The organism is Ruegeria sp. CDSC025 (assembly GCF_059610805.1).
On record NZ_JBXWOJ010000005.1, the window covers coordinates 56,027 to 67,403 of the forward strand.

Here is an 11,377-nt window from a genome sequence, read left to right on the forward strand (position 1 = left end):
AATAGAAAAAGGCCCCCGGAAACCGAGGGCCTTTTGCTTGATTCTTTGCGCAGGTTACGATCCGGCGATCAAACCCATGCTTTCCAGCTTGAGCAGAACCTGGTGGGCACAGTTGTCTACGTCCACATTCTCGGTCTCGACGCTCAGCTCAGGATTGGCAGGTACGTCGTAGGGATCGGAAATTCCGGTGAATTCCTTGATCTTGCCTTCACGCGCCAGCTTGTACAGGCCCTTGCGGTCGCGGCGTTCGCATTCTTCGATGCTGGTGGCCACGTGAACCTCGCAAAAAGCGCCGAACGCTTCGACATCTTCACGGACGGCACGGCGGGTCGTGGCGTAGGGTGCGATTGGGGCACAGATAGCGATGCCGCCGTTCTTGGTGATCTCGCTGGCCACATAGCCGATGCGGCGGATGTTCAGGTCGCGGTGCTCTTTCGAGAAGCCCAGTTCCGATGACAGGTTTTTACGAACAATGTCACCATCCAGCAGGGTCACCGGACGACCGCCCATCTCCATCAGCTTTACCATAAGCGCGTTGGCGATGGTCGATTTGCCCGAGCCGGAGAAACCGGTGAAGAATACGGTAAAACCCTGCTGACTGCGCGGCGGTTTGGTCTTGCGCAGTTCGGTCACAACCTCAGGGAAGCTGAACCATTCGGGGATTTCCAGGCCTTCGGCCAGACGGCGGCGCAGTTCTGTGCCGGAGATGTTCAGGATCGTGACGTTGTCTTTGTCGGCGATCTCGTCATTCGGTTCGTATTGAGCGCGTTCCTGCACAAAGACCATGTGCTTGAAATCGACCATTTCGACGCCGATTTCATCCTGGAACTGGCGGAACAAATCCTGTGCGTCGTAGGGGCCATAGAAATCTTCGCCGGCTGAGTTCTTGCCGGGGCCTGCGTGGTCACGGCCGACAATGAAATGCGTGCAGCCGTGGTTGGCGCGGATCAACCCGTGCCACACCGCCTCGCGCGGGCCTGCCATACGCATCGCCAGGTTCAGCAGTGACATCGAAGTTGTCGAGGCCGGGTACTTGTCCAGAACAGCCTCATAGCAACGTACGCGGGTAAAGTGGTCCACGTCGCCCGGCTTGGTCATACCAACAACCGGATGGATCAGCAGGTTGGCCTGCGCCTCTTTGGCGGCGCGGAAGGTCAGTTCCTGATGCGCGCGGTGCAGCGGGTTGCGGGTTTGGAACGCAACAATACGGCGCCAACCCAGCTTGCGGAAATAGGCGCGCAGCTCGTTCGGTGTGTCGCGGCGAGCGCGGAAGTCATAGTGAACGGGCTGTTGGATACCAACAACAGGACCGCCCAAGTAAACCTTGCCCGCAGTGTTGTGCAGGTAGTTGACCGCCGGGTGAGCATCGTCATCTGCGCCAAAGACCTTTTCCGCCTCGCGCGCCTTGTTCGGCGTCCAGCGGTCGGTCACAGTCATGGTGCCCAAAATGACACCTTCTTGGTCGCGCAGTGCAATGTCCTGACCCAGTTTGATGCCCTCAGCGAAGTCTTCGCTGACATCCAACGTGATTGGCATCGGCCAAAGGGTGCCGTCGGCCAGGCGCATGTTTTCGACGACATTGTCGTAATCGGCCTCGCTTAGGAACCCTTTCAGCGGGTTGAACCCGCCATTCATCAGCAGTTCCAGATCACAGATCTGACGAGGGCTCAGGTCCCAGCTTGTCAGGTCGGCAGCTTCTACTTTCAGTTTCTGTGCGGACTCGTACGAAACATAAAGTTCAGAGATCGGCGCCAGATTGCTTAACATCGTCATGGGAATTCTCTTGTCGAAGGATGGATTGGCCAGTGATTCAGGGGCGTTTGCCGGGCATGTGCCCCGGCGGCCGGGTGAAGTCCAGATGGATTTATGAAACAAAGGACGATATGCGCGGTTTTTCTCCGGATTGGAAGGATTTTCCACATTTTGACGCGAAACCCGACGACAATCCCTTGGATCAAGGCCAAATAGACCGGTTTGAATGAGTGTGTTCTCAGGCGGCAATCTTGGGGCTGAGGTCGGATGCACGTTCGACCGGCAGGGCAGAAATTGGCCTTGTTACCCCACGCAACTGGAAGGGGCGCAGATCGTTCTGCCAACCGTCATGCCCCGCTGCCTTCAGCAGATCGCCCGAAACCAAAAGCTCGACACCCAACCCCTTGGTCTCGGCCTCCAAGCGGCTGGCGACATTCACGGCGTCGCCGATAATCGTGCGGCTTGCAGTGCCCACGGCGCCGATTTCGCCCAGAACCAGATCGCCCAGATGTAACCCCATTCCAATGCGAATAAGCGGGCTGCCCTCGGTTTCGAGTTGCTCGTTGAACCGTTGCAATGCGCGGCTGACATTGGCTGCAGCTTTCATCCCGGCCCGTGCTGAACTTGCAGCATCGGTGGTTTCAAACACTGCCAGCAGCCCGTCACCCATATACTTGTCGACCACACCCCCATCCGAGGTGATGGCTGGTACGATGGCGTCAAAGAACCGGTTGAGCAGGAAAACGATGTCATAGGGCAACTGCCCGGTGGTCAGTGCCGTGAACCCACGCATGTCCAGAAACAGCACCGCCAGTTTACGTTCCTGCCCCTGACTGGCATGGGCGCGATTGCGACCGCTACCGGGATTGTACATCCGAAAGGCCGTGATTGGCTCGGTCGGGCGGATCTGACAGGCCAGGCGTGCGCCTTCGGGTGCTTTTACGGCAGCCAAGCTGCGGGCCTCGATCTCACTGGGGACGGGGAGCTGATCTGCACCATTCTCGACAATAACGCGACAGGTGGTGCAGCGCCCCTTGCCACCACATAGCGCAGTGTGGGGAATGCCGTTGGCCTGAGAAATCTCAAGCAGAGTCATGCCTTTTTCGGCCACAATTTCGGGGCCTTCCACATATTTGATGCGCACCGAATGCCGGCGTCGCAAAATTTTGCGCACCAGAAACACAAGCAATGTAGCGCCAACCGCCAGCCCGAATGCAAGCAGCGTATCTTGCCTCACACCCATCAGAGCCTGAAATGCCTCGGGCGATGGCCAGTTGTAATGTTCGATATACTGATCGCGCAGAAACGGGTCGGCGAAATCAGCCCAGATGCGTCGGCCCTCTGTCAAAAGACCTGCCAGAGCGAAAGACGGAATGAACACGGCGAGCCCGATCAAATAAGGTAGCGTCCTTTGCCACCAGGATGTCAGGCGCAGCCACATGTGAAGACCGATGCAACTGTGGACCCAAACCACCAGCAAAAGCAGGCTTTGTGTCCAGATTGCATAGCTGGGCCACATTAGCGCGATGATATAACCCATCTCATCATTAACCCCGAAAACTGAATGTGCGTATCGGGTGTGAACAAGGTGCGAGATCAGTTGCAGTGGAATCACAAATCCAAGCACCACCTGTAGCCCCAGACTGAAAGGCATTCGCATGGTTCTGCGCTGAGCTAACGAATACAGCGCCAGCCCAAAATGCACGAGCAAGGCCAGATATAGAATCGCGCTGCCGATGTTATTGCGCGTAATGACATGGCGGCCTTTCTGCATTCCGTGGAGATAATCAGTATGAAACAGTCCCAGACCGATATTGATGAAGTGAAAGAAGGCAAAGATGAACAGGATCAGGCCGCTCATGATCCTCAGCCGGGTAGCCCACCCGCCTTGCCATAGTACGCTTTTCACTCGGTTCACCTGTGTTCGTTTTGCTCGCATCTCAGAGTCTGTAACGGCGCAGAGCGGGGGTCAAGCGAAGCCTCTATGCCCCGGCAACCAGGGATGCGGATCCCCATCCAGGCACACTACCTCTGGCGAGGTGCTAAACAAAACCGCATGACTGAGTTCTGGCCGGGATCGCGAGCTGTATAGCAAGCCATCGGCGCCTTTGGCGCGGGCGTCATCCGAAAATAGCCAGGTGGGTGAGGCGCCTTCTTTTTCGTGGGTATCCTGCCACACGACCGAGGCTTCGCTGCGCCCCCGCAGATCTACCAGCCGAGCGCCGGTGATCCGGCATTTTTGAAGAATGCGTGGTGGATCGGATGGGCAGACATAGCGTTTGATGGCTATTTCGGCACCCTCAGCGCTCAGCGAAGAATAAAGCGCGAATTGGCCCGCATAATGAAAACGCCCCTCTGGCGCCCGTGCTGGGGCCAAAGGGGCGTCTATCTGTGACAGGAACAGAATTCTCCAGATCGGGCCGGAGAATTCGATCACCTGATTAATCCTGCTCGGCCAGGAACCGTTCAGCATCCAGCGCGGCCATACAGCCCATCCCGGCGCTGGTAACGGCTTGACGGTAGATGTGATCTGTCAGGTCTCCGGCAGCAAAGACACCTGGAATGGAGGTTTCTGTGGAGCCCGGTTTGGTGATCACATAGCCGCCCATATGGGTTTCCAGCGAGTCCTTGACCAGCTCATTCGCGGGCGCGTGGCCGATGGCGATGAAAACACCTTTGCAGGGGATTTCGCGAATCTCACCGGTTTTCACATTCTTGACGCGCACGCCTTCGACACCCAAAGGCGCATCGGTTCCGGTGACCTCGTCCAGTTCGTGGAACCACAGGGGCTCGATCTTGTCGTTCTTCATCAGCCGATCCTGCAGAATCTTTTCGGCGCGCAATTCATCGCGGCGATGGATCAAGGTGACCTTGCTGGCAAAGTTGGTCAGAAACAGCGCCTCTTCCACGGCGGTATTGCCGCCGCCGATTACAACGATCTCCTGCCCGCGATAGAAGAACCCGTCGCATGTGGCGCAGGCGGAAACGCCAAAGCCTTTGAACTTCTCTTCCGAGGACAATCCCAGCCATTTCGCCCGCGCGCCAGTGGCCAGAATGACCGCATCGGCGGTGTAGATGGTGCCGCTGTCGCCCTTTGCGGTGAACGGGCGTTTCGAGACATCCAGATCGCTGATGATGTCGCCGATGATCTCGCACCCCATCGCGGCGGCGTGCTCCTGCATCTTGATCATCAGATCAGGCCCCTGGACTTCGGTAAAACCGGGATAGTTCTCGACCTCGGTGGTGGTCGTCAGCTGTCCGCCCGGCTCGATGCCCTGAACCAGGATCGGTTCCAGCATCGCACGGCTGGCATATACGCCCGCAGTATAACCGGCAGGTCCTGATCCGATTATCAGAACCCTGGTGTGTTTTGTTTCGGCCATGATACCCCCGACTCGATCTGCCTGATACGGGCCTGCGGCCCCTTGGCGAATGGATATAGCGACCCCCTTGAGGCGCTTAAAGCCCCTTCGTGCCGTATCGGAGAATCCGTTTCACAACTCGCGCTAGAAAAATACCTGGAAAACCAAAGAATATTGCGCAAACGCGAAACATTATTGCGCATCCCTTGGGTGCTGATATAACAACCGAAAATTCAGGAGCTTTTTATGGTCGCGACACGGCTGGACGAGATTGACCGCAAGATTCTGGCAGAATTGCAGGCAGACGGTCGCATGACCAATGTAGAGCTCGCGAAACGTGTGGGAATTTCCGCGCCTCCGTGCCTGCGGCGCGTGCGCACATTGGAGGACTCGGGCCTTATCCGCGGATACCACGCGGAAGTGAATGCGCGTGAGCTGGGTTTTGAGGTTCAGGTCTTTGCAAGCGTCGGACTGGAAAGCCAAGCCGAAGCCGAACTCAGCGCATTCGAGGAACGCTGCCGCGAGTGGCCACTTGTCCGTGAATGCCACATGTTGAACGGCGAAGTGGATTTTATTCTGAAATGCGTCGCTCCTGATCTCAGCAGCTTTCAGCAGTTTTTAACAGGCGAGTTGCTGACCACGCCAAACGTAGCCAGCGTTAAAACCTCACTTGTGATACGCGGCGCTAAGGACGAGCCCGGTGTACCGTTTGACGTCCTGGAAGAACGAATGAACCGGACGGCGTAAAGCGCATCCTTTTGTGACGGCTGGTGCACGGCGGCAGAATCGCCGTGACAACCAGAAACAAAACCCAACTAATTAAAATCTGCATAAAGCCCCCACTTTGCAGTACTGGTTAAAACTCAGGCAGTGATTGCGTCCACCTCTCCATCTCCGGCACGCGGTAACTGCAGCGGGCCAAAGTCATTCAGCGATTCGACATGCTCGAACAAGTTCAAATAGATTGAGCGAAGCGAATGGCTGATCATCCGAACCGCATTTACGCCTGGATGATATGATTCAAACTGTAATCCGTCTACCTTGATAACCGAATGGCGTTTCAGACAGATGTGAAACAATTCGATTGGGGTAGGCGGTAGCATCTCGATGACGCCCATCCCGTCTTGGAACTCGTGTGCGGGCGTCAAAACAGGAGATCCGCCATACAAGTGCCGCAGATGTGCTGGGGTGCCTAACAGGCGCGCAGCCGGACCGACAGTCACGCCTGACATCGGTTTTTGCATTCCGAAGGTATCCGCCATGATGCGTGTCAGCGGGCGCGTGCGACCACGCGAGTCTTCGCGCCCGGGGATCAAAGTAACCGAGCCCTTCCAGACCACGGTTTCCGAAGTTCCATTCTGGGTCAAAACCGTATCGCCAGGTAAAAGATCTTCGATCGCTATCGGCCCGTTTTCGGTTTCGACAAGCGAACCCCGCGTAAAGGCACAAAACGCATCCTCGAACATGGGCAGCGCTGGCGCGATGTGGCGGGTTTGGGATACCTCGCCATTGCTCAACAATGAACTGACCTCATAGCGCCGCAGCTGCGCTTTTTGTTTTGTTGTATTTCTTGGAATCTCGCGCAGCATTGTCGACGTATCGACGGCGTTTCTGGCGGCGCGGGCCAAAGAATGTGGAATAGTCATACTAATTCCGTCCCCTCAAACATCCGCTCAGGAAGGCTGAACCCCCGTACAGGCCCGCCTGATCGGTTTTCTTTGTCTTGAATGCTATGGCGACTTCGAGACGTCGGCTGTAACGGCCGCGCGGTGCGATGGAATTTCGCAAACTCTTGGTCAACACATTGACCCCCCAGACAAACTCACAACTCGCAGACGAAAATTGTCTACGCACACAAACCCCTAAACACATTCACAGAAAGCGTCTGTGAAGCGCCACACACCGGATCGGAGCACCCCCGCTGTGTGTCTTGACCCTCAAAGCCGGCAGAATGGCTTTGGTAGGCCTGTCTAATCAGCGTCGCGAAGCCAAACGGCGCGCCACACTGGCAGAACGGCTGGAAACCCGCTTCCACGGCATCTCCAGTTTTTGCTCTCTGGACGCTTTCAGAACAGCGCTGAGAAAGCGGGATCTTTGTTTCATCCTGTTGTCCTACTCGTTCAAGGCTTAGTGCCTAACGACCCAATCTGAGCCTAACGTGTCGCCATATTGAGGCGGCCATAAGGCTGACGCGGGTTGAATCTGGGACAAAAGAAAGTTGGTTGTTTCCTTTTCTTAATCTAGCCGCGCTCACATTCGGAAATATGCAGATAACCATCTGAGAGAGGGCAATAAAACCTAATTTTGGCGACTCATATAGACACAACAAATGTGGCGAAAAAGCGGCGATTTCGCCACAATCAGGACGCGCGTCACAGTTTGATTGCGGAAATCAGGCGGCCGTAGTCGGCTTCTTTTGCATGAACCGATCGGCGGTACGAATAGAATCTGTTCGGGTCCGAATAGGTGCAATGACGAATCCACTCTGCATGCCCGACACCAGCCTGACGTAACCGGTGCAGCCCATAGGACGGGAGGTCAAATTGCATCCGATCACCCGTTCCATTTGCGAAGAATCGCAGGTTTTCTGATGATTCAGTGGCAAATTCTTCTAGGAACTCGGGTCCGACCTCATACACAGTTTGAGAGATTGTGGGCCCTATGACAGCCACTGTATTCTCGCGCCGTGCTCCTAGCGCCTCCATGGAGTCCAACGTGGCCTCAAGCACACCGTCTAGCGCGCCGCGCCAACCCGCATGTGCAGCTCCTATCACTTTTGCGTGGGTGTCGGCAAAAAGAACAGGTTGGCAATCCGCCGTGAGGATGGTCAGCGCCAGCCCGGGATAGGCCGTAACCAACGCGTCTGCTTTAGGCTTTTCCCCGTCGATTGGACCATCAACAGTTATGACCGTCGGTGAATGCACCTGATGCACCCCGATAAGGGATCCGGGATCGACCTCCATCGCATCCGCTACGCGGTTACGGTTTATCGCGACAGCCTCGGTCTGGTCAGATGATCCATGACCGCAGTTGAGCCCTGCAAATATCCCGGATGAGGCCCCGCCTCGGCGGCAGAAAAAACCATGGCGTACGGATGACAAGAGATCCGAAGTCAGAATTTCCAGCGTCATGATTCCAGTCCCGGTGGTAATGCGGCATAAGATGGGTACAGGCCCAGTACTTTGAACAGGTTTCCCATTTCCTCTGGGTGCGTCAACCGGCGATGTGCGGCTACCAACGCCTCAAGCTTGGACCCGCTGAGTGGTTTCGCCAATGCTTGCGCCCGCGCAGTGATGCCCAGCCGTTCCAGAAAAACGCCTTGGGGTGTCAGGCGCGAATGGGCGCAGCCTGCCGCTCGCGCTGCGCTCGCTAGAGGTTCGAAGTCCACATGGGCGGTCAGATCAGCTTGTCCGGGGCTGGAAAGCGGGTCTATCGGCTTGTGGGCATGTAGCGCCTGAAAAGTATCCCCAAGCGAATGCCAGTCGCCATAATCCTGGATCAGTCCGGCCCCGCCATGTGTCGCGATCCGTCCGGCGATCACAGTGATGATCGGTATGGCCGAAGGGCAAAGCTCGACCAGATCCCCATCCTGCGTGTCCTCAAGCCGGTTCTTCAAAGCGATCTGTGGCGACCGCGGCCCCAGGCCAAAAGCCAGTGATTCGTCCTTCATCCCGATCAAACGTTCCCGCCAATCGCTGTCATCGCGGATGAATTGGCGAATGGGCAGAGCGTCAAAGAACTCGTTTGCCACCAGCAAAAGCGGGGAATCGGGTAGATCGGTGACCGATGTAATCCAGCGTGGAGCATAGGCATCCAGCGTCTTTGCCTGAATGGTGCGCAGGGTTGGTGAGGCCTCAAGCAGAACAATATCTGCCGCCGCGTGAAAGCCATCCACGCCCTGTGTTGCACGCAGTATGTCAGCCATCAGCGTTCCGCGCCCGGGACCCAGCTCCGCTAGCGTGAAACGGCCCGGACGCCCCTGGTCAATCCAGCATTGCGCAAGGCTGAGCCCGATCAGTTCGCCAAACATCTGGCTGATTTCCGGGGCGGTGATGAAATCGCCCTGCGGGCCAAGGGGATCGCGGGTGGTGTAATATCCCAGTGTCGGGTGCAGCAGGCATTCGGTCATATAGTCGGCTACACTCATCGGGCCGTCTTGTGCGATACGAGCCTGTAAGAGGTTGGCGAGGGTCATCACTTGGCCTTAGCGCGTGATGCCAGCCAAAGGCCAAAGGCAATCATTGGCAAAGACAGTAACTGGCCCATGGTCAGGCCGTAGCCGCCCATTTGCCAGGCAAGTCCAAGCGGATTTCCGGCCGAAACAAACTGCGCATCGGGCTGCCGGAAAAACTCGACAATGAAACGCGATGCGCCATAGCCGGACAGAAACACTCCCGTGACCAATCCAGGTCTTTGGAAAGCGTGGCGCCGATAGACCAGCCACAAGAGCAAGGCACCCAGCAGCAACCCCTCAAGCGCGGCTTCGTAAAGCTGAGAGGGGTGGCGGGCGCAAAGACCAATAACCTCCGGGCAGTTTTGGGCGGCGGCACCGGGGAATACAAAGGCCCAGGGCAGGTCGCTGGGCCTTCCCCACAGTTCGGCGTTGATGAAATTCGCGACACGACCCAATAACAGCCCAGGCGGCACGGTATGCGCGATCAGATCAGCAAGCGGCAAAATCGAAATTTGGTGACGTCTTGCATAGATATATGAGGCCACGACGACGCCTAGCAATCCACCGTGGAAGGCCATGCCGCCCTGCCAGACCATCAGAATTTCGATCGGGTTCGAAAGGTAATAGGCTGGTTGATAAAACAGCACGAACCCAAGTCGCCCGCCCAGAATCACGCCCAGAATGATCCAGGTGATCAGATCCTCAAGCTGGGCGGGTTGCATAGGTGGCGCCTTGTCGGGCCACAGGGCGGGGCGCTTTAGGGCGATCACCCCCAGGCGCCATGCAATCACAATCCCAGCGATATAGGCGAGGGCGTACCATCTAAGTGCGAACTCCATCCCGAACAGCGAGATCGAGAAAAGTTCGGGCGACAGATCGGGGAAATTCAGAACAGCCTGCATGTGCGTCTCATTGCCCGGGCTTTGAGGGTTAAGTCAACCTTGAGCCTGCGCCAATCATTCCCCATATAGAGACCAACCGCCAAATCGGAGGATAACCATGCAAACCCGCAACAAGATTCTGGATGATGTTTCCCAACTCATGACCAACGCCATGGGTGTTGCCCAAGGCGCAAAGGACGAGGCGGAGAACGCCATGAAGTCGATGATCGACCGTTGGCTGGCTGATCGCGATTTCGTCACACGCGAAGAATTCGACGCTGTCCGTGCCATGGCTCAGAAAGCGCGCGAGGAAAACACAGCGCTCGAGGCGCGCATTGCAGCGTTGGAAGCCAAGCTGGGCGAATAATCCCCCGCGAAATTTTCGAAAAAAGACAAACGCCGCGCAATCCGGTTCTGGGTTGTGCGGTGTTGTGCATCATGCCGTCTTGCGGGAATTAATCAAGACAAAGCTGCATCTGATGCCAATATTTTGATCCCCGTTGCCAGCTATCCACAACTTATTGCTGTTATCCCCAAAAATGGGGGTTGTCAGGCCACCACCCACAGCGCACCATATTTAGTACAGGCCTATGGGGGAAGCCCGGCTTGTAGAGCAGGCAACTAGCGCTGGGGCGCTGCCAGCCCCGAAGTGCTAGAAATTAGTGAGGTGGCATTATGGCCCTTTCCGAGCAGTTTCTTGAAGAAGACCTTCATCCAATCGACATTGTTGAACATCTTGCCGAACATCACGATTGGGACTTTGATCGGATCGGGGATGATCAGATCGCAATGGCTGTCGAAGGACAGTGGCGCACCTACTCGATTACGCTAGCCTGGTCGAATTATGACGAAACGCTGCGTATGGTGTGCTCGTTCGAGATGGAGCCACCTGAGGCGCGCGAGGCCGAGCTTTATGAACTGCTGAACAAGATGAACGATCAGTGCTGGGCCGGGGCCTTCACATACTGGGCCAATCAGAAGCTGATGGTTTACCGCTACGGTCTGGTTCTTGCGGGTGGTCAGATGGCCAGCCCGGAACAGATTGATACGATGATCACTGCAGCGGTCCTGAGCGCCGAGCGTTATTATCCCGCGATCCAACTGGTCACATGGGGCAACCGTACCCCGGAAGACGCGATGCAAGTCGCCATTGCAGAGGCCTACGGCCGCGCGTAAAGCTTTGCCCCGAGCCAAATAAGCGGAGGGGC

The 11,377-nt window shown here is 56.6% G+C and carries 12 protein-coding genes; 4 read left to right on the forward strand and 8 right to left on the reverse strand.

The window, feature by feature from the left end; translation table 11 throughout:
- Positions 1-54: 54 nt before the first annotated feature.
- The 4 genes from AC2FH8_RS09420 to trxB form a co-directional block, all read right to left on the reverse strand.
- Positions 55-1,773 carry a bifunctional sulfate adenylyltransferase/adenylylsulfate kinase gene (locus AC2FH8_RS09420; protein ID WP_142636548.1) on the reverse strand — a complete coding sequence of 573 codons (1,719 nt, stop codon included), beginning with the start codon at positions 1,771-1,773 and terminating at the stop codon, positions 55-57.
- Positions 1,774-1,990: 217 nt separating this feature from the next.
- Complete coding sequence (locus AC2FH8_RS09425; RefSeq protein WP_271949208.1) at positions 1,991-3,661, reverse strand: adenylate/guanylate cyclase domain-containing protein; 1,671 nt, start codon at positions 3,659-3,661, stop codon at positions 1,991-1,993.
- A gap of 60 nt (positions 3,662-3,721) precedes the next feature.
- The gene (locus AC2FH8_RS09430) at positions 3,722-4,189 is read right to left on the reverse strand and encodes an RES family NAD+ phosphorylase (RefSeq protein WP_282021516.1); all 468 of its coding nucleotides are present in this window, start codon (positions 4,187-4,189) and stop codon (positions 3,722-3,724) included.
- A gap of 4 nt (positions 4,190-4,193) precedes the next feature.
- The gene (gene trxB / locus AC2FH8_RS09435) at positions 4,194-5,135 is read right to left on the reverse strand and encodes a thioredoxin-disulfide reductase (RefSeq protein WP_496677643.1); all 942 of its coding nucleotides are present in this window, start codon (positions 5,133-5,135) and stop codon (positions 4,194-4,196) included.
- A 225-nt stretch (positions 5,136-5,360) separates the two neighbouring features.
- On the opposite strand from trxB, the gene AC2FH8_RS09440 reads away from it, so the two are divergent.
- Complete coding sequence (locus tag AC2FH8_RS09440; protein ID WP_142636556.1) at positions 5,361-5,861, forward strand: Lrp/AsnC family transcriptional regulator; 501 nt, start codon at positions 5,361-5,363, stop codon at positions 5,859-5,861.
- Positions 5,862-5,977: 116 nt separating this feature from the next.
- On the opposite strand, the gene AC2FH8_RS09445 is transcribed toward AC2FH8_RS09440, so the two are convergent.
- Positions 5,978-6,760, reverse strand: coding sequence for a Hint domain-containing protein (locus tag AC2FH8_RS09445; RefSeq protein ID WP_271949219.1), 783 nt, complete (start codon positions 6,758-6,760; stop codon positions 5,978-5,980).
- Between the two features lie 305 nt (positions 6,761-7,065).
- Here AC2FH8_RS09445 and AC2FH8_RS09450 point away from each other — a divergent pair, with 305 nt between their 5' ends.
- Positions 7,066-7,245, forward strand: a complete 180-nt coding sequence (locus AC2FH8_RS09450) for a hypothetical protein (RefSeq protein WP_185956677.1) — start codon at positions 7,066-7,068, stop codon at positions 7,243-7,245.
- Between the two features lie 241 nt (positions 7,246-7,486).
- Here the strand turns inward: AC2FH8_RS09450 and pgeF are convergent, their stop codons facing one another.
- Genes pgeF through lgt form a run of 3 tightly spaced genes read right to left on the reverse strand, consistent with a single transcriptional unit; the run spans position 7,487 to position 10,190 of the window.
- Entirely contained in the window at positions 7,487-8,245 is a 759-nt protein-coding gene (gene pgeF, locus AC2FH8_RS09455) for a peptidoglycan editing factor PgeF (RefSeq protein WP_496689554.1), read from the reverse strand.
- Positions 8,242-9,309 (reverse strand): class I SAM-dependent methyltransferase, encoded by a 1,068-nt coding sequence (locus AC2FH8_RS09460; RefSeq protein ID WP_496689556.1) that lies wholly within the window; start codon positions 9,307-9,309, stop codon positions 8,242-8,244. Before AC2FH8_RS09460 ends, pgeF begins: the two co-directional genes overlap by 4 nt.
- Complete coding sequence (gene lgt / locus AC2FH8_RS09465) at positions 9,309-10,190, reverse strand: prolipoprotein diacylglyceryl transferase (RefSeq protein WP_496689558.1); 882 nt, start codon at positions 10,188-10,190, stop codon at positions 9,309-9,311. The genes AC2FH8_RS09460 and lgt overlap by 1 nt, the downstream gene beginning before the upstream one ends.
- Positions 10,191-10,287: 97 nt before the next feature.
- Between lgt and AC2FH8_RS09470 the strand changes: the two genes are divergently transcribed.
- Positions 10,288-10,536 (forward strand): accessory factor UbiK family protein, encoded by a 249-nt coding sequence (locus AC2FH8_RS09470; RefSeq protein ID WP_142636566.1) that lies wholly within the window; start codon positions 10,288-10,290, stop codon positions 10,534-10,536.
- Between the two features lie 308 nt (positions 10,537-10,844).
- Positions 10,845-11,345 (forward strand): type III secretion system chaperone family protein, encoded by a 501-nt coding sequence (locus AC2FH8_RS09475; RefSeq protein ID WP_281972666.1) that lies wholly within the window; start codon positions 10,845-10,847, stop codon positions 11,343-11,345.
- Positions 11,346-11,377 lie beyond the last annotated feature (32 nt).

Bases quoted from the DNA above. Each gene is read 5' to 3' on its own strand.
- AC2FH8_RS09420 (WP_142636548.1), bottom strand. From the start codon at position 1,773: ATGACGATGTTAAGCAATCTGGCGCCGATCTCTGAACTTTATGTTTCG.
- trxB (WP_496677643.1), bottom strand. From the start codon at position 5,135: ATGGCCGAAACAAAACACACCAGGGTTCTGATAATCGGATCAGGACCT.
- AC2FH8_RS09440 (WP_142636556.1), top strand. From the start codon at position 5,361: ATGGTCGCGACACGGCTGGACGAGATTGACCGCAAGATTCTGGCAGAA.
- AC2FH8_RS09445 (WP_271949219.1), bottom strand. From the start codon at position 6,760: ATGACTATTCCACATTCTTTGGCCCGCGCCGCCAGAAACGCCGTCGAT.
- AC2FH8_RS09450 (WP_185956677.1), top strand. From the start codon at position 7,066: ATGGCTTTGGTAGGCCTGTCTAATCAGCGTCGCGAAGCCAAACGGCGC.
- pgeF (WP_496689554.1), bottom strand. From the start codon at position 8,245: ATGACGCTGGAAATTCTGACTTCGGATCTCTTGTCATCCGTACGCCAT.
- AC2FH8_RS09460 (WP_496689556.1), bottom strand. From the start codon at position 9,309: ATGACCCTCGCCAACCTCTTACAGGCTCGTATCGCACAAGACGGCCCG.
- lgt (WP_496689558.1), bottom strand. From the start codon at position 10,190: ATGCAGGCTGTTCTGAATTTCCCCGATCTGTCGCCCGAACTTTTCTCG.
- AC2FH8_RS09470 (WP_142636566.1), top strand. From the start codon at position 10,288: ATGCAAACCCGCAACAAGATTCTGGATGATGTTTCCCAACTCATGACC.
- AC2FH8_RS09475 (WP_281972666.1), top strand. From the start codon at position 10,845: ATGGCCCTTTCCGAGCAGTTTCTTGAAGAAGACCTTCATCCAATCGAC.